This is a genomic window from Deinococcus sedimenti (assembly GCF_014648135.1).
In the GTDB taxonomy this organism is placed as follows: Bacteria; Deinococcota; Deinococci; order Deinococcales; family Deinococcaceae; genus Deinococcus; species Deinococcus sedimenti.
Window position 1 is genome coordinate 163,854 of record NZ_BMQN01000004.1, and the last position, 17,012, is coordinate 180,865.

The 17,012-nt window shown below is 68.7% G+C and carries 17 protein-coding genes; 4 read left to right on the forward strand and 13 right to left on the reverse strand.

The annotated features are described in order from the left end of the window. Positions 1-131: 131 nt before the first annotated feature. A complete protein-coding gene (gene acs, locus IEY69_RS11440) occupies positions 132-2,105 on the forward strand; it encodes an acetate--CoA ligase (protein ID WP_189073271.1) in 1,974 nt (657 codons plus the stop codon). Positions 2,106-2,163: 58 nt separating this feature from the next. Here the strand turns inward: acs and IEY69_RS11445 are convergent, their stop codons facing one another. The 5 genes from IEY69_RS11445 to efp form a co-directional block, all read right to left on the reverse strand. Then, positions 2,164-2,433 carry a hypothetical protein gene (locus IEY69_RS11445; protein ID WP_189073272.1) on the reverse strand — a complete coding sequence of 90 codons (270 nt, stop codon included), beginning with the start codon at positions 2,431-2,433 and terminating at the stop codon, positions 2,164-2,166. 70 nt (positions 2,434-2,503) lie between these two features. Further along, on the reverse strand, positions 2,504-3,025 hold the full coding sequence (locus IEY69_RS11450) for a class I SAM-dependent methyltransferase (protein WP_229783885.1): 522 nt from the start codon (positions 3,023-3,025) through the stop codon (positions 2,504-2,506). Positions 3,026-3,144: 119 nt separating this feature from the next. After that, complete coding sequence (accC, locus tag IEY69_RS11455) at positions 3,145-4,482, reverse strand: acetyl-CoA carboxylase biotin carboxylase subunit (protein WP_189073274.1); 1,338 nt, start codon at positions 4,480-4,482, stop codon at positions 3,145-3,147. Between the two features lie 121 nt (positions 4,483-4,603). Further along, positions 4,604-5,155 carry an acetyl-CoA carboxylase biotin carboxyl carrier protein gene (accB, locus tag IEY69_RS11460; RefSeq protein WP_189073275.1) on the reverse strand — a complete coding sequence of 184 codons (552 nt, stop codon included), beginning with the start codon at positions 5,153-5,155 and terminating at the stop codon, positions 4,604-4,606. Between the two features lie 234 nt (positions 5,156-5,389). Then, positions 5,390-5,947: an elongation factor P gene (gene efp / locus IEY69_RS11465; protein ID WP_189073276.1), complete on the reverse strand. Its 558-nt coding sequence runs from the start codon at positions 5,945-5,947 to the stop codon at positions 5,390-5,392. 221 nt (positions 5,948-6,168) lie between these two features. On the opposite strand from efp, the gene IEY69_RS11470 reads away from it, so the two are divergent. After that, positions 6,169-6,879 carry a 50S ribosomal protein L25/general stress protein Ctc gene (locus IEY69_RS11470; RefSeq protein WP_189073277.1) on the forward strand — a complete coding sequence of 237 codons (711 nt, stop codon included), beginning with the start codon at positions 6,169-6,171 and terminating at the stop codon, positions 6,877-6,879. A gap of 414 nt (positions 6,880-7,293) precedes the next feature. Here IEY69_RS11470 and IEY69_RS11475 read toward each other — a convergent pair whose 3' ends face one another. The 3 genes from IEY69_RS11475 to IEY69_RS11485 all read right to left on the reverse strand — a co-directional run bounded on the left by IEY69_RS11475 (position 7,294) and on the right by IEY69_RS11485 (position 10,529). Further along, on the reverse strand, positions 7,294-8,157 hold the full coding sequence (locus IEY69_RS11475; RefSeq protein WP_189073278.1) for a hypothetical protein: 864 nt from the start codon (positions 8,155-8,157) through the stop codon (positions 7,294-7,296). A 344-nt stretch (positions 8,158-8,501) separates the two neighbouring features. After that, positions 8,502-9,566 carry an aminopeptidase gene (locus tag IEY69_RS11480; RefSeq protein ID WP_189073279.1) on the reverse strand — a complete coding sequence of 355 codons (1,065 nt, stop codon included), beginning with the start codon at positions 9,564-9,566 and terminating at the stop codon, positions 8,502-8,504. 39 nt (positions 9,567-9,605) lie between these two features. After that, entirely contained in the window at positions 9,606-10,529 is a 924-nt protein-coding gene (locus IEY69_RS11485) for an aldo/keto reductase (protein ID WP_189073280.1), read from the reverse strand. Positions 10,530-10,658: 129 nt separating this feature from the next. On the opposite strand from IEY69_RS11485, the gene IEY69_RS11490 reads away from it, so the two are divergent. Beyond that, entirely contained in the window at positions 10,659-11,075 is a 417-nt protein-coding gene (locus IEY69_RS11490; RefSeq protein ID WP_189073281.1) for a pyridoxamine 5'-phosphate oxidase family protein, read from the forward strand. 18 nt (positions 11,076-11,093) lie between these two features. Here the strand turns inward: IEY69_RS11490 and IEY69_RS21960 are convergent, their stop codons facing one another. The 5 genes from IEY69_RS21960 to sufC all read right to left on the reverse strand — a co-directional run bounded on the left by IEY69_RS21960 (position 11,094) and on the right by sufC (position 16,007). Further along, the gene (locus tag IEY69_RS21960) at positions 11,094-11,876 is read right to left on the reverse strand and encodes an ATP-grasp domain-containing protein (protein WP_189073282.1); all 783 of its coding nucleotides are present in this window, start codon (positions 11,874-11,876) and stop codon (positions 11,094-11,096) included. 66 nt (positions 11,877-11,942) lie between these two features. After that, a complete protein-coding gene (sufD, locus tag IEY69_RS11500; RefSeq protein WP_189073283.1) occupies positions 11,943-13,295 on the reverse strand; it encodes a Fe-S cluster assembly protein SufD in 1,353 nt (450 codons plus the stop codon). Continuing rightward, on the reverse strand, positions 13,292-13,681 hold the full coding sequence (locus IEY69_RS11505) for a VOC family protein (protein WP_189073284.1): 390 nt from the start codon (positions 13,679-13,681) through the stop codon (positions 13,292-13,294). The genes sufD and IEY69_RS11505 overlap by 4 nt, the downstream gene beginning before the upstream one ends. 64 nt (positions 13,682-13,745) lie before the next feature. Then, positions 13,746-15,152: a Fe-S cluster assembly protein SufB gene (gene sufB, locus IEY69_RS11510; RefSeq protein WP_062157390.1), complete on the reverse strand. Its 1,407-nt coding sequence runs from the start codon at positions 15,150-15,152 to the stop codon at positions 13,746-13,748. Positions 15,153-15,251: 99 nt separating this feature from the next. Continuing rightward, on the reverse strand, positions 15,252-16,007 hold the full coding sequence (gene sufC / locus IEY69_RS11515) for a Fe-S cluster assembly ATPase SufC (RefSeq protein ID WP_062157391.1): 756 nt from the start codon (positions 16,005-16,007) through the stop codon (positions 15,252-15,254). Positions 16,008-16,299: 292 nt separating this feature from the next. On the opposite strand from sufC, the gene IEY69_RS11520 reads away from it, so the two are divergent. Continuing rightward, positions 16,300-16,986, forward strand: a complete 687-nt coding sequence (locus IEY69_RS11520) for a MotA/TolQ/ExbB proton channel family protein (protein WP_189073285.1) — start codon at positions 16,300-16,302, stop codon at positions 16,984-16,986. The last annotated feature ends 26 nt before the right edge of the window (positions 16,987-17,012 follow it).

The following is a 17,012-nucleotide window of genomic DNA, read 5'->3' on the forward strand; positions in this document are numbered from 1 at the left end:
GCCGGTACCCGCCTGCACGTCCCACCCGGACTCCCACCTTCACCCCAGTACAGTGGACGCACACACAGCCCACGACCCCGCGCCCGGGGCCACCCGACGGCCCCCGATCCGACCCTCCCGGAGGTTGCCCCATGACCCACACGCCCCCCCCAGCCAGCGACCATCCCGCCAGCGACCACATCGACGCGATGCTGCACGAGAGCCGCGTGATCGAGCCCAGTGCCGAGTTCCGCGCCCGCGCCCGCGTGACCCGCGAGGACTACGAGCGCCGCTACCGCCAGAGCCTGGACGATCCCGACACCTTCTGGTCGGAGGTCGCCGGGGAACTCCACTGGTTCAAACCCTGGACGCAGGTGCTCGACTGGCAGCCGCCGCACGCGCAATGGTTCGTGGGTGGGCAGACGAACATCGCTTTCAACGCCCTAGACCGCAACGTCGCCCGCGGCCTGGGAGGCAAGACCGCGACCATCTGGGAGGCCGAGGACGGCGAGGTCCGCACCTACACCTACGCGCAGCTGCTGCGCGAGGTGAAGAAGGCCGCGAACGCCCTGCGTGACCTGGGCGTGCAGTCCGGCGACCGCGTGACCCTGTACCTGCCCCTGACGCCCGAGGCCGCCATCGCCATGCTGGCCTGCGCCCGCATCGGCGCGGTGCACTCCGTGGTGTTCGGCGGGTTCTCCGTCAGCGCGCTGGCCGACCGGATCAACGACGCGCAGAGCAAGGTGCTGATCACCGCCGACGCCGGGCAGCGGCGCGGGTCACTCGTGAACCTCAAGGCGAACGCCGACGAGGCCGCGAAACTCACCCCCAGCCTGGAGAAGATCCTCGTGGTGTGCCGCGCGAACTGCGACGCGCCCATGCAGGAGGGCCGCGACGTCTGGTGGCACGACGCCCTGAACGCCGCCAGCGACGACCACGACGCGCTCCCCGTGGACAGCGAACACCCGCTGTTCGTGCTGTACACCTCCGGCAGCACCGGCAAACCCAAGGGCGTGCAGCACACCACCGGCGGGTACATGATCGGCACGTACCTCACCACCCAGACTGTCTTCGACCTGCGGGACGACGACATCTACTGGTGCACCGCCGACGTCGGCTGGATCACCGGCCACAGTTACAGCGTGTACGGCCCCCTCCTGAACGGCGCGACCATCCTCATGTACGAGGGCGCCCCCAACCACCCGGACTGGGGCCGCTTCTGGCAGCTGATCCAGAAGCACCGCGTCACGATCCTGTACACCGCGCCCACCGCCATCCGCTCCTTCATGCGCCAGGGCGACGCCATCCCCGCCGCGTACGACCTGAGCAGTCTGCGCCTGCTCGGCTCGGTCGGGGAACCCATCAACCCCGAAGCGTGGATGTGGTACTGGCGCACCATCGGCGGCGAACGCTGCCCCGTCGTGGACACCTGGTGGCAGACCGAGACCGGCTCAATCATGCTCACCACCCTGCCCGGCGCTCACGCCAGCAAACCCGGCAGCGCGGGCCTCCCCATGTTCGGCGTGGAGCCCGCCATCATGACCCGCACCGGCGAGGAACTCGGCCCGGACGAGGGTGGCCTGCTCGTCCTGAAACGCCCCTGGCCCAGCATGCTCCGCACCGTGTACGGCGACGACGACCGCTACCGCAAGACCTACTGGGGTGAGATCGACGGCGTGTACTTCGCCGGGGACGGCGCCCGCCGCGACGGCGACGGCTACGTGACCGTCATCGGCCGCGTGGACGACGTCCTGAACGTCAGCGGCCACCGCCTGGGCACCATGGAGATCGAATCCGCCCTCGTCGCCCACCCCAGCGTCGCCGAGGCCGCCGTGGTCGGAAAACCCGACGACGTGAAAGGCGAATGCGTCGTCGCGTTCGTCCTCCCCCAGAGCGGCTACGCGGTCGACCCGAAGGAACTGCGCGCCCACGTCAGCCGCGAAATCGGCGCGCTCGCCCGCCCCGACGCCATCTACGTCGCCGACGCCCTCCCCAAGACCCGCAGCGGGAAGATCATGCGCCGCTTCCTGAGGCAGATCGCCGCCGGAAAAGACATCCAGGGCGACACCAGCACCCTCGAAGACCCCGGCGTGCTCGACCGCATCGCCGCCACAGAGCCCATGTAATGCCAGTGAGCAGGCCGCGACACTGCCAGGGCTGGGGTGTCGCGGTCCGCTGGTGAATTCACGTGGCGCTGATCGCGTACTCCGGCGCGTCCGCCCGCCATTCCAGGTGATCCCCGCACCACAGCGGATGCAGGTCCACGCTGGCCGTGCGGCCCCAGCGCGCCCCGTCATGCGCGGCCCGCACCGTCAACGTGACGGTCCCGCTGGGCTTCGCGGACACCTGAATGTCCAGCTGCCGCAACGGGTCCGGGTGGCACCCCCCGAGCAACTGGGTCTGAAGTTCCGGAAGCAGGGGCCGCAGCGCCTGATGCAGGTCGGCAGGAAGCATGCCCGCAGCATGCGCCCAGCCGCTCCGGGGCGGAACTGGCCGCGTGGCGCACCCGACTGGCCAGCTGGCCTCACGGTTCCAGGGGCCAGACCAGCAGCTGCGTGGCGTCCTGAACGGGGAAGAGGTGGGGGGAAACCTCCGCCTCTCTCCCGTACGTGCCCAGCAGGAACCGGGCGTCGTCAGCGCTCACCGTAAGCGGGCAGGTGAGGGTCAATGCGGATTCCGGCGGCGTGTCTCCCGGCGCGAGGGGCCGGCCCAGCGCCGCCCAGGTGGCCCGCAGGTGCGCCGGACCGTGCGCCGCCCCCCACACCACCCCGCCGGGCCGCAGGATGCGCCGTGCCTCCGCCAGCGCCCGCGCCGGATGGGGCAGGTGCGCCAGGACCCGCGCGAACAGCACCACGTCGAAACTCGCGTCCGGGAACGGGAGCGCCTCTGCGTGCGCGGGCTGCACGCCCGGCCCCGGCGTGGGATCGACCCCCACCACCCGGCCCGCGTGCCCCCGCCGCGCCAGCTCCCGCAGAATCCGACCGTCCCCCGCGCCCACATCCAGCACGTCCAGGGCAGGGGAGAGGTTCAGTGCGTCCAGCAGCATCCCCTCCGGCCAGGATGTCCCGGACAGGCGCGAGAGGAGAGCATCCCGCTCCCGCAAACGGGCAGAGGCAGACGCCGGGTGAACCCCAGCCATCTGCCCCAGACCATCCGCCATGGGTTTTACATGTCCATGCGCGTTTTCAGGAAGTTCGTCATGACCGCCCCGCGCTTGTAGAACGGGTTGTCCATGATCTTCACGTACAGCGGAATGGTCGTCTTGGGTCCCTGGATGACGGTTTCTTCCAGCGCGCGCTTCATGCGGGCAATCGCCTGCTCACGCGTGTCGTGGTGCACGATCAGCTTGCCGATCAGGCTGTCGTAGTGGGGGGGGATCACGTAGCCGGTGTAGCAGTGGCTGTCCACGCGCACGCCGGGGCCGCCCGCGAAGTGCACGTCGTCGATCTTCCCGGCGGCCGGGCGGAAGTCCTTGTCGGGATCCTCGGCGTTCAGGCGGCACTCGATGGCGTGCCCGCGCAGGACCACGTCCTCCTGCTGGAGTTTCAGGCCGTACCCGGCGGCGATCTCCAGCTGCAGCTTCACGAAGTCCAGCCCGGAGATCTCCTCGGAGACGCAGTGTTCCACCTGGATGCGGGTGTTCATCTCCATGAAGTAGTAGTTCCCGTCGCGGTCCACGATGAATTCCAGCGTGCCCGCCCCGGCGTAGTTCACGTGCTTGGCGAGGCGCACGCCGGCCGCGAGGATCTCCTGACGCAGCGTGTCCGGCAGGGTGCTGGGCGCCTCCTCGATCAGTTTCTGGTTGCGCCGCTGGATGGAGCAGTCACGCTCGCCGATGTGGATGACGTGGCCCTGCCCGTCGCCCATGACCTGCACCTCGACGTGCCGGAATTCCTCCAGGAACTTCTCCATGATGATCGCCGGATCACCGAAGTACAGCCGCGCTTCCTCCTGCGCCTGCGCGAAGCCCTTGGCGAGTTCCTCCTGCGTGCGGATGACCTTCTGCCCGCGCCCGCCGCCGCCCGCGCTGGCCTTCAGCAGCACCGGGTACCCGATCTGCTTCGCGGCCAGCAGCGCGTCGTCCACGGTGTCCAGCACGCCGGTGCCCGGCACGACCGGGACATTGCTCATCGCGGCGATCTCGCGCCCACCGGCCTTGGATCCGAGGGCGCGCATGCTCTCGGGCGTCGGCCCGATGAACGTGATGCCGTGCTCGCGGCACATCTCCGCGAAATCCGGGTTCTCCGCCATGAACCCGTACCCCGGGTGAATCCCCTCCGCGCCCGTCATGAGCGCCGCCGAGAGGATGTTCGGGATGTTCAGGTACGACTGGTTGCTCGCGGGTGGGCCCACGCACACCGACTCGTCCGCCAGCAGTACCGGCAGGCTCTTCTCGTCCGCCGTGGAGTACACCACGACCGTCTTCACGCCCATCTCCCGCGCCGTCCGGATGACGCGCAGGGCAATCTCGCCACGGTTGGCGATCAGGATCTTCTTGAACATGCATGCCTCCAGCGGGGTCAAAGTGTCTGAGGGTCGAAGAGTCCAAGGGGTCAAAGGGTCAAAGAAAGTTCACTCTTGACGCCTGGACCCTTCGACCGTTCGACCCTTCGACGTTTTGACGTCATTCAATGATGAACAGCGTCTGGCCGTACTCGACGGGTTCGGCGTTCTTCACGAGGATCTCGCGAATGGTGCCGCCCTGTTCGGCTTCGATCTCGTTCATGAGTTTCATCGCCTCGATGATGCACAGCACCTGCCCGGCGGCGACGGTGTCGCCGACCTTCACGTAGGGGGCGGCGTCGGGGCTGCTGGACGCGTAGAAGGTGCCGACGATGGGCGCCTTGACGGGCGTGCCCTTGCTGGCGGGCTTCTCGGCGGGTGCCTCGGCGGGCGTGGGGGCCGGGGCACTGGCCTGCGCGGGCGTGGCGGGGGCGCTGTCCTGCACCTGGGGGGCAGGCATGGCGGGTGCGGGCATGGGCGCGAACGCGGGGGCGCTGGCGGGCATGGGGGCCGCGACTGGTGCGGGGCCGGGTGCGGGCATGGGGGCGGGCGCGGCGAAGGCCTGCGGGCCGCGTTTGAGGCTCAGGTCGAAGCTGCCGGTGCGCAGGCTGAATTCGCGCACGTCGGCGTACGTGAGGGCATCGAGAATCTGTTTCAGGTCGTTCGGGTTCATGGCCCCTCCTTGAAGTTCGGGTGTTCTGCGGGTGCTGCTCCCAATCATGCCCCGTGCCGGGTGAGAGGGAGGTGCCTCCCGCAGCCTAACGCTCGTTTGGCTGATGCGCAGTCTAGCGGCAATCGTGATTCGGGAACGGTCCCGGGCGCCGGGCGCGGACTGAACTCAGTCCAAGGGAAAACGTGCGCGCCGCCCGCCGGAGAAACCGGGGGCGGCGCAGTCACGTCACGTCATTTACGCGCGGCTGAGGTACTGACCCGTGCGGGTGTCCACCTTCACGCTGGTGTCCTGCTCGACGAACAGGGGCACCTGCACCACGGCGCCGGTTTCCAGCGTGGCGGGTTTCGTGCCGCCGGACACCGTGTCGCCGCGCACACCGGGGTCGGTCTGCACGATCTTCAGGATGACCTGGTTGGGCAGCGTGATGCTCAGGGGCTTCTCGCCGTACATGGCGACTTCCACCTCGGTGTTCTCCTTCATGAACTTCGCCGCGTCGCTGACGAGGCCCTTGCCCAGCGTGATCTGGTCGAAGGTGTCCAGGTCCATGAACACGAAGTCCTCACCGTCGGGGTAGAGGTACTGCATCTTCTTGCCTTCCACGTAGATGTCCTGCAGCTTCTCGCCGCTGTTGAAGGTGCGGTCCACGATCGAACCGCTTTCCATGTTGCGGAACTTCGTGACGACCTTCGCGCCGCCGCGGCCCATCTTCAGGTGCGAGTACTCCAGGCACTCCCACAGGCCGCCGTCCATCTCCACTTTCGTGCCGTTGCGCAGTTCAGTCACACTGATCATGTCTTCTCCTTGTCCTCGTCCGGGGCCATCTCCGCACCCGCTGGGTGGGGCGGCCGCGCGGCAACGCCACAGAGTCTAGCAGAGGCCCCCGTGACCCTTCCACCCGCCTATGCGCGTTTGCTATGCTGTCACGGTTGCACGCCCGCCCCCCGCCCCGCCCCGAGCGGAACCGCGCGGCGAGAGTGAGGCGGCGAAGAACGTCCCCGAAGGAGAAAGAGCACATGGAACTGAACGCCAAACCCCGCAAGAGCCAGGAAAAGCTCGCTGAAGGCCTGATCCCCGCCGTCGCCTACAACAAGGAGAAGAACGTCTCCTTCACCCTCGACAAGAAGGCCTTCGACCGCGCCTTCCGTCAGCAGAGCACCACCGGCCTGTTCGACATCACCATCGAAGGCGGCGAGACCTTCCCCGCGCTGGTCAAGACCGTGCAGATGGACAAGCGCAAGCGCACCCCCATCCACGTGGACTTCTACATGGTCACCTACGGTGAACCCGTCGAAGTGAACGTCCCCGTGCACACCAAGGGTAAGAGCCAGGGCGAAGTCATGGGCGGCCTCGTGGACATCGTCGTCCACAACCTGAGCGTCATCGCCCCCGGCCCCCGCCGCATCCCCCAGGAACTCGTCGTGGACGTCACCAAGCTGAACATCGGTGACCACGTTACCGCCGGTCAGGTCAAGCTGCCCGAAGGCGTGAAGCTCGCCGGTGACGCCGAGCAGGTCGTCATCAGCGTCCTGGCGCCCCGCCTCAGCGAAGGCGAAGCCGCCGCCGAGCAGCAGGCTGCCCAGGTGGCCGGACTGGTCGCCGCTGGCGAGATCAGCGAGGAAGCTGCCGCCGCCATCCTGGAAGGCGACGCCACCGTCGAGGAAGCCAAGGCCGAAGCCGCCGGCGAGCCCGAAGGCGAAGCCACCGAAGAGAAGACCGAAGAGTAATCCTCTTCCCGAGCGCCGCCCCTCCCAACGGAGAGGCGGCGCTCCTCGTTGACCCCCGCCGCGGGAACCGCCCCGGTCCGCGTGTAGGAAGATGGCCCCGGGAATAACCTGCGCCGCTGACGATGTCCTGTGTCCCAGGCTACTGCGCGTCCCTTGTCCCGCCTGATCCAGAGGTCGGGTGGCACCTTCAGGACAACACGGACCGCAGGAGCGCTGCTGCCTCCGGGGGGCGCTGCCTCTATCACGACTGTCCGGAGGCCTGGCGGTGCCGTTCCAGGGACATTGAGGAAGGCCCTCTCGGCGTCCTGTGGTGTTGTTCGGCCCATGGCACCGATATCACCCGGCGGCTGTGTCTGTGGACGCGAAAAAACCGCCCCGGTGAGGGGCGGCTTCGCACCTGGAGGGGCGCTGCGCTCAGGGTTGGCTGGGCGGCGTGACCGGCGCCGGGGTCACGGGCTCGGTCGGGGCAGGCTCACCGGGAGCCGGTTCGGTCGGTGCGGGCTCAGTCGGTGCGGCGTCTGCCGGGGCGGGTTCAGCCGGGGCTGCCTCCGCTGGGGCCTCGCTGGGCGCCGTGTCTGCTGGGGCCGGGTCGGTGGCAGGCGCACGGTCGGGTGCGGGCGTCTCGGCTGCGGGGGCGGCCGGGGTGTTCTCGCTCTCGGGCAGGCGGGCGAGCGCCACGACCGTCAGACCCATGCTGCTCCTCTGCGTCAGCTGGAACTGCTGGTCATCCTTCGTCAGGGTCAACGTGGTGACGCCCGCCGCGTCGGCGGTGGGGGCCGCACCCCCGGCGCCGGCGGCCTGATAGCCCTCGGCGACCAGGGCCTGCGCGGTGCGGGCCAGGGCGTCCTCGGCGTCGCCCCGGTAGATCAGCGCCTCGCCCAGCACGGTTGGGACGGTCTTCAGGACCTCCTCGCCGTCCAGTTTGGGCACGGTGACGCTGCCCGCGGCCGGCAGGCTGCTTGGCGGGACGTCACCAGTCGGGGCGTCGGCCGGAGCCGTCTCGGTCGGCGCTACGGTGGCGGGCGTGGCGTCCGTCGGGGCCGCGTCAGCGGGAGCCGCGTCCGTGGGGGTGGTCTCGGCCGGTGCCGGTTCAGGCGGCGTGGTCGGCGCGGGGGCCGGTGCCGCAGGAGTGGGTTCGGTGGTGACGGGCGCCGGGGCGGGCGGCATGACCGGATTGGCGGTCTGGGCCAGCGCCGCAGGGGCAGCCAGCAGGCTCAGCGTGAGCAGACCCAGCAGGGGGCGGCGCAGGGCGGGACGGGGGGCATTCTCTTGACGCATGGAGCACCTCTTTCAGGGTCGCGCGGCCACGGTGGGCCGGGCGGGGAGAAGTGAACGACCGCTCTGGGCTGTTCCTGCTTCCCACCTTGCGGGGCGAAGCTGCGCGTTCCCTGGGGGCACGCTCAAAGGCGCGCCAGTCCTCCACTCAGGCGCGGCGCACGCGGCGTTCATGCGATTCAGGGAGACGTCACTGGCCCCTCACGCCGCACGTCAGTCCGGTCCCCCACGGTGGGGGCGCAGTGACCCGCCGGTAGCAGACGCGCGCCCGGCCGGGCGTGAGACCGCCCTCTCACGCGGCGCGGCGTTCAGGACGGCATCTGGGGACCGACCGTGAGGGCCGCCGGTCAGGAACCGCGCAGGCACGCGGCCCGCTCCGCCTGCGGGCGGCGACTGCACACGCGGGCCTCCTCGATGAAGGTGGGCAGGTGCCCGTTCACCCGCGCCAGCAGTGCCTGGAAGTCCGGGACCATCGTCGCGTAGGCCGCCACGGCGCCCAGCGTCGCGTTGTTCACGCCCCGCGCGAAGAACGCGTCGTAGCCCGCGTACCCGCCCCAGGACGCCTTCAGCGTCGCGTATCGGGCATTCATGTCCGCCAGGATCGCGCCCTTGCGCTCGCGGCGGTCGGTTTCCGTCAGGCCGGACGTGGCGTACAGCGCCTCCAGCCGCGCGCGGGTGTCCAGCAGCAGCGCCTCGAACCCCGCCTGCCGCTCCTGGGCCAGCCGGTCCTGTTCGCGCAGTTCGGGCGTGCCGTGCGCGGCCAGCCAGCGGCGCATGCCCTCCTCTTCCACCGCCGTGGCGTACGACTCGTTGAAGACCGTGTCGCCCGCCACGTACAGGCTCGGGTGGGACAGCTCGTGGATGATCGTGCGGATCAGCGTCGCGTCCGGGTAGGTCAGCATGGTGGACAGCAGGGGGTCCTTCAGGTACCCCAGCGTGGAGTACGCGCTGACGCCGCCCACGTTCACGTCCCGGCCCGCCGCGCGCCGCGCCTGCGCGTCCGAGAGCGCCGACGCCTCGCTGAAGTACCCCCGGTACCCCACGCAGCCCGCCACCGGGAAGCACGACGTGTCCAGCGTCACGCTGAACTCCGGCGCGGAAAACACGTTCCACACCACGTACGGCCGCCCCACGTCCACGTACTTCAGGAAGGACCCGTGGTCCGGCAGGCCCAGCCCACCCGCCGCCTCCGGCGCGACCGCGAAGGCCCGCACGTCCGACGCCAGTTGCAGGCGGCGCCGCACGCCCGCCGGGGTGCCCGGATCGGCCAGCACGTCCGCCAGGGGCCGCGCGCGGCGCAGCAGGTCCAGCTGCCCGCCCGCCGCCTGCGTCAGGTACCGCACGTCCGCGCACCCGCTCAGCAGCGCCCCGCCCGCTACGAGCGCCGCCGCCCACACCACCCTGCGTCTCATGACGGCAGTCTAGCCGGGGCGGCGGAACCTCCCCCCGGGTCAGGGCAGCGTGTTCCCGGCCGCGATCAGCAGCCCGTACCATTCCTCGCGGGTCAGGGTGACGTCCGCTGCGCGCAGGCAGTCCGCCAGCCGCTCCGGGGTGGTCGTGCCCGTCACGGGCTGCATCCGCGCCGGGTGGCGCAGCAGCCACGCCATGGCGATCGTCGTGCTGCTCACGCCGTACTTCGCGGCCAGTTCGTCCAGTTTCGCGTTCAGTGCGGGGAACTTCGCGTGCCCGATGAAGACCCCTTCAAAGAACCCGAACTGGAACGGCGACCAGGGCTGAACGGTGATGTCGTGCAGGCGGCAGTAATCCAGCACGCCCCCGTCACGGTCCACCGCCGACGCGTTTTCCATGTTCACGTTCAGGCCACTGGTGATCATCGTGGCGTTCGTGATGCTCAGCTGCAATTGGTTCGCCACCAGCGGCTGCCGCACGAACTTCTTCAGCAGCTCGATCTGACGGGGGTGCTGGTTCGACACGCCGAAGTGCCGCACCTTCCCTTCCCGTTCCAGCTGGTCGAACGCGGCGGCGACCTCCTCGGGTTCCACCAGCGCGTCGGGGCGGTGCAGCAGCAGCACGTCCAGGTACTCGGTCCGCAGCCGTTTCAGGATGCCGTCCACCGACGAGAGGATGTGCTCGCGGGAGAAATCGAAGGTCTGGATGTCCGGGCGGATGCCGCACTTGGACTGCAGGATCAGGCCCTCGCGCACGCTGGAGCTCATGCCGACCGCGTCCGCGAACACCTCCTCGCTGCGGCCCGCGCCGTAGATGTCCGCGTGATCGAAGAAGTTCGCGCCGTGCTCCAGCGCCGTCCCGATCAGGTGCGACGCCGCCCCCCGCTCCATGCCGTCGATGCGCATGCAGCCCACCGCGACCACCGGCACCATCAGGTCACTTCCGCCCAGCTTCTGAGTTCGCATGCCCCCATGCTAACTGAAAGGATTCAGACGCCGGGGAGGACGCGACCCTGAAGCTCCGCTCAGCACACCCCCAGCCTCCCATGAACCCCACGTCATCCCCGCGCCCGGCGCCGCCCGTACGCTCGGGGTATGCCCGGCACCCTGAAAGACCTCGCGCGCCTCATGCGCGGCCTCGACCTCTGCCTCCTGACCACCACCACCGCGTACGGCCACCTCGGCTCGCGCCCCATGAGCAACAACGGCGAGGTCGACTACGACGGCACCAGCCACTTCTTCACCTGGGCTGACAGCCGCGCCGCCCGTGACATCGAGAAGAACAAGAACGTCCAGCTGGGCTTCCAGTCGCAGAAACCCTTCCTGTTCATCGCCGTGCAGGGCGACGCGACCCTCACCACCCACCGCCCCACCATGGAACCCCACTGGCAGGACCAGCTGACCCAGTGGTTCAAAGAAGGGCTGGACACCCCCGGCCTGACCATGATCACCGTCAAGGCCCGCCGCGTGAACTGGTGGGGCGAGGAAGAAGGCGAACTGGAACTCGGCTGATCAGCCCGCTCCGTCCGCCTACACCTCCGAGTCTGCCCACACCGCCATGAACTGCGCAGGCGTCCAGCCCACCAGATCCGACACCTGCCCGTCCCCGACCTCCACCACCCGCTGCGCCCCATCGGCACGCCGGGCGATGTCCACCGAGAAGAACGGCGACGCGATCCGCCTCGCGACCTCCCGCACCAGCTGAGGCACCGCCGCGCCATCCGCGCTGAACGCCCGCCCCCCGCGCACGAAAAACCGCACCTCCGACGCCGGATCCAGGTTCTCCACGCGGCGCACGCACACCCCACCCTCGACCTGACCCCGGAAGTGCGCCATGCGCTCCAGCAGCTCCCCGATCTGATCAGGGCGCGTGATGCGGCTGCCCGCACCGGTCTTCAGGGACTTCACGAAGTCCTTCACGAAAAACCCGTCCCAGCCCAGCGCCGCCAGCGACCCCGGCAGGGCGTCCAGATCCGTGAAGCACACCGTCTCCGGCGTCACGTCCGCCAGCAGTGGCAACCAGCGCGGCAGGTGATGCGCCGCCAGATACGCCTCCGGTGACGTCAGCACCTGCGCGTCCGCCGCCTCCACCGCACCCACGAACGCCCGGTACCCCACCTCATCCAGCATCCAGCCCCGGTACAGCACCGTCTCATCCGGCATCAGCGCCGGGCGGAACACCCGGTCCCCATCGAACGCGAACGTGGACACGCTCCACCCCAGCCCCGCGAACGCCGCTGCCTGCTCTGCGAACGCCTCATCCGGCTGCCGCACCTGAAAGTAATCCGCCGGGACCACCACCCGCATCGCCATGCCCGGTAGTGTAAACCGGCCCGTCCACGCGGGACGGACCGGTTCAGGCACAGAGCCGGGCGTGCGTTACGCCGCGCCGACCTTCTTGGCGATGATGCCCTCGATGTACTTCACGACGCTCGCCAGGGGCACGCGGCCCAGCACGTCCTCCAGGAACGCGGTGACGAGCATCTTCTCGGCGGTTTCCTTGCTGATGCCGCGCGACCGCAGGAAGAACAGCGCCTCCTGATCCACGGGGCTGGTGGTGCTGCCGTGGCTGCAGCGGACGTCGTTCGCGTTGATTTCCAGCTGCGGGACGCTGTAGTTGCGGGCCTCGCTGCTGAGCATCAGGGTGCGGTGCTTCTGGTACGCGTCGGTCTTCTGCGCGCCCAGGTCCACCTTGATCATGCCGCTGAACACCCCGACGGCCTGGTCGTTGTTCACGCCCTTGTACAGCAGGTCGCTGTGCGCGTTCGCGGCCGCGTGGTGCTGCAGGGTGTAGTGATCGAAGTGCTGGTCGGCGTTCGCGAAGTACAGGGCCAGCATCTCGCTGTCCGCACCCTGCCCGCGCAGGTAGGACTGCATCTCGGTGCGGCTCAGGGTGCCGCCCATCGTGACGACCAGGGAGTTCAGGGTCGCGTCACGGCCCACGTCGCCACGCTGACGCTGGATGTGCGTGACGCCCTCGCCCCAGTTCTGGATGCTGACGTACCGGACGCGCGCGCCGTCCTTCACGACGAGTTCCACCGCGCCGATCGCGTACGTGCCGGGCAGCGCCTCGCTGTCCTGCTCGTCGATGAACGTCACCTGCGCGTTCTCCTCGGCGACGACCAGCGTGCGGGTCGCGGTGTACGTCCCCGCGTCGCTCATGACGCGGAAGCTCCCCAGGGGCAGTTCGACCTCCACGCCGCGCGGCACGTACACGAACGCACCGTTCGTCCACAGGGCCGCTGCCAGCGCACTGAACTTCCCTTCGCTGGGATCCGGGCTCTTGCTGGGCGTCGTGCCCGGCGCGGCGATCGTCGTGTCGTCCGGCACCTCGGCCGGCACCACGCTGTACAGGTACTGCTGCACCTTGTCCGCGTGCTGCTCCACCGCCGACTTCAGATCCGTGAAGATCACGCCCTTCGCCGTCAGTTCGGCGGGGAGTTCCGTGCGGTACACCACGTCCGGGCCGTCCAGCACGAGGAACGCGCCCACGTCCGTGCCGCTCAGGCGCTCCTGCACGCTCGCGGGCAGCGCCGACACGTCCGACACCACGTCACGCTTCCCGTGGGGGCGCAGCGCGTCGAAATCCACGTCCACGCGCGTGTACTTCCACGCCTCCACCGACTCCTGCGGCACCTCCAGCGTCGTGAACAGCTTCAGGCTTTCCCTGCGCTTCGCGGTCAGCCACTCGGGCCCCTGCACCTGCGCCAGTTGATCATTGAATTGCGTCATGAACCCTCCTCGCGCCCGCCCCGTGGCTCGCCGCCGAGAAACGCCTCGACCTCGATCACCACGCCGAACGGCGCGTCAAAATAGAATGTGAGCCGACCGTGGTTCGCCACCGGTTCAGGCACCATGAACCCACCCTGCGTCAGCTGCGCGTGAATCGCCCGCACCTGCTCCGGCGACTCCTGAAGGAACCCGATGTGGAACACCTTCGGGTACACCACGTCCCTCACCCGGAACACCGAGATCAGCGCGTCCGCGTCGTCCAGCAGGAACGTCATCGCGTCGTTGCGCGGCATGCCGACCGCCGGCCGCAACCCGAAGAACCGCTCGAAGATCTCGACCGCCAGCGGCACGTCCGTGACACCCAGATTGATGTGATTCAGTTTCATGACGCGGGGCCTCCGGGGCAGGGGAGACGCCCCCACGCCGCAGCGTGAGGGCGACAGGGGGCGGTCAGCCGACCGAGCCTTCCATTTCCAGTTCGATCAGGCGGTTCAGTTCCACGGCGTACTCCAGGGGGAGCTCTTTCGCGATGGGTTCGATGAAGCCGCGCACGATCAGCCCGGCCGCCTCGTCTTCAGACAGGCCGCGGCTCTGGAGGTACAGGATCTGGTCGTCGTTGATCTTGGAGACGGTCGCTTCGTGGCCGACGCTGGCGTCTTTTTCCTCGATCTCGATGTAGGGGTAGGTGTCGGTGCGGGCTTCCTCGTCGAGCAGGAGGGCGTCGCATTCGACGTTGGTCTTGCTGCCCTTGGCGCCCTCGTAGATTTTCACGAGGCCGCGGTAGCTGCTGCGCCCGGAGTCCTTGCTGATGCTCTTGGACACGATGGTGCCGCTGGTGTGGGGCGCGAAGTGCACGATCTTCGCTCCGGCGTCCTGGTGCTGGCCGCGACCGGCCATGGCGATGCTCAGGACCTCGCCGCGCGCGCCTTCTTCCAGCAGGTAGCAGGCGGGGTACTTCATGGTGACCTTGCTGCCCAGGTTCCCGTCCACCCATTCCATGACGCCGTTGCCGTACACGGCGGCGCGCTGGGTCACGAGGTTGTAGACGTTGTGGCTCCAGTTCTGGATGGTGCTGTAGCGGAAGCGGGCGCCTTCCTTCACGACGATCTCGATCACGCCGCTGTGGAAGCTGTCGCTGCTGTACGCGGGGGCGGTGCAGCCCTCGATGTAGTGCGCCTGCGCGCCCTCGTCGATGATGATCAGGGTGCGCTCGAACTGCCCGCTGCTTTCCGCGTTGATGCGGAAGTACGTCTGCAGGGGGATGTCCACCTTGACGCCCTTGGGCACGTACACGAACGAGCCGCCCGACCACACGGCCGAGTTCACGGCCGCGAACTTGTTGTCCTCGGGGGGCACGATCGTCGCGAAGTGCTCGCGGAACAGTTCCGGGTACTCCTTCAGGCCGTCCTCGATGCTCAGGAACACCACGCCGAGCTTCTCCCACTCCTCCTTGAGGTTGTGGTACACCATCTCGGATTCGTACTGCGCGCCCACACCGGCCAGCGCGGCGCGCTCCGCCTCGGGGATGCCCAGACGCTCGAAGGTCTCCTTCACGTCGGCGGGCACGTCGTCCCAGCTGCGCGCGTTGAAGCCCTCGGGCTTGATGTAGTAGTAGATCTCGTCGAGGTTCAGGCCCGACAGGTCCGCGCCCCACTCGGGCATGGGCTTGCTCAGGAAGATGTCCAGGGCCTTCAGGCGGAAGTCCAGCATCCACTGGGGTTCGTCCTTGGCCTTGCTGATCATTTCCACGACGTCGCGGCTCAGGCCCTTGGGGGCCTTGATCGCGTAGCGTTCCGGGCTGCTCCACCCGTACTCGTACGTGGCGTTGATCTCGTTCACTTCGGGATTGATGGTCATGTGCTGCTCCTTCGGAGGGTGAGAGGGAAGCGAGGGTTGATGGACACGGGCCCCGCGTGGGGTCGGCCATCAACCGTCAACCGTTCACCATCAACGGCGTTACGCCGTGGCGAGTTCCTTGACCCAGTCGTAGCCTTCGGTGTCCATCTTCTTGGCGAGTTCGGGGCCGCCGGTCTGGACGACCTTGCCGTCGAGGATGATGTGGACCTTGTCGGGGACGATGTAGTCCAGCAGGCGCTGGTAGTGGGTGATGATCAGGCCGCCGAGGCCCGGGCCGCGCATGCTGTTCACGCCCTTGGAGACGATCTTCAGGGCGTCGACGTCGAGGCCGCTGTCGGTTTCGTCCATGATGATGTAGTTGGGTTCCAGCATGAGCATCTGGAGGATCTCGTTGCGTTTCTTCTCGCCGCCCGAGAAGCCGGCGTTCAGGTAGCGTTCGACGATGCTCTCGTCCCATTCGAGGGTCTTGAGGGCGCTCTGGAGTTTGCCGTAGAACTCGGTGAAGCTCACTTCTTCGCCTTCGGCTTTGCGGGCCTGCATGGCGAGGCGCAGGAAGTTGGCGATGGTGACGCCGGGGATCTCGACGGGGTACTGGAAGGCCAGGAAGACGCCGAGGCGGGCGCGTTCGTCGGGTTCCATCTCAAGGATGTTCTGGCCGTCGACGAGGATTTCGCCTTCGGTGACGGTGTATTCGGGGTCGCCGACGATGACCTTGGCGAGGGTGCTCTTGCCGTTGCCGTTGGGGCCCATGATGGCGTGTAGTTCGCCGCGGGGCACGGTCAGGTTGATGCCTTTGAGGATGGGCTGGTCGCCGACGGTGGCGTGCAGGTTGCGGATTTCGAGCTGGTGGGTCATGCGGGCTCCTTCGGGAATCAGGGTGTGTTTTGTTAGGAATGATTCCTACTTACCGGGTTATTTTACCCGTCCCGGAGCCTAAAGTCGAGTGATTCACTGCGGATTCCGGACGGCAGGGTCAGCAGGAACGTACGAAGTGAGCGTTCGTCTCCGCCCGCCTGCCGTGGGCACGGAGAAAGCGGCTTCAGCGCCCGCAACGACCGACCTGCCCGTCCACCCACGCGCCTCCTCATGAGTGTGCTGCACGCTTTTTTCACGGTTGCCACGTGCGCGCGTGCTACCCGTGGAGGTCATGACCATCCTTGATCTGGTTCGCGCGGCTGGCCCGCTGTTGTGGGTGCTGCTGGCCCTGTCGGTGTACGTGGTCTACCTGAGCGTCGCCCGCGCGCAGGCGCTGGCCCGATTGGGCGCGGACGCCCGCACGCTGGTGGAACGCGCCCGCGCCGTCACCGCCGAGAGCGGCCCGCACGCCGCGCTGGCCGAGGTAGACCGCGCCGCGCACCCCAGCCCCGCCGCGCAGGTCCTGCGCGCCGGACTGGCCCGCGCCGACCGGGGCGTCCCCGCCGCCGAGAGCGCCATGCACTCCGCGCTGCTGCACGAGGACGCCCGTCTGTACGCCGGGCTGGGCGCGCTGGGCACCGCCGCGCAGGTCGCGCCGCTGCTGGGCCTGCTGGGCACCGTCATCGGCATGGTCCGCTCCTTCCTGGTGTTCAGCCAGACGACCGCCCCCACGCCCGCGCAACTGGCGACCGGGATCAGCGAGGCGCTGATCAACACGGCGGGCGGCCTGATCGTCGCCGTGATCGCGTACGTGGCGCGCGGCGCGCTGCGGGCCCGCGCCGACCGGATCATGGTGCAGGCCGAACAGGTGCGCGAGGACCTGCCCGGCTGGCTGACCCGCCCCGCCCCCACCCCGGCCCCCGTGCGCGCCGACGCACCCATCCCGGAGGTCGCCCTGACGTTCGGCGGCGCGCAGTGAAGCCGTTGCCCAGGGCTTCCGCCCCG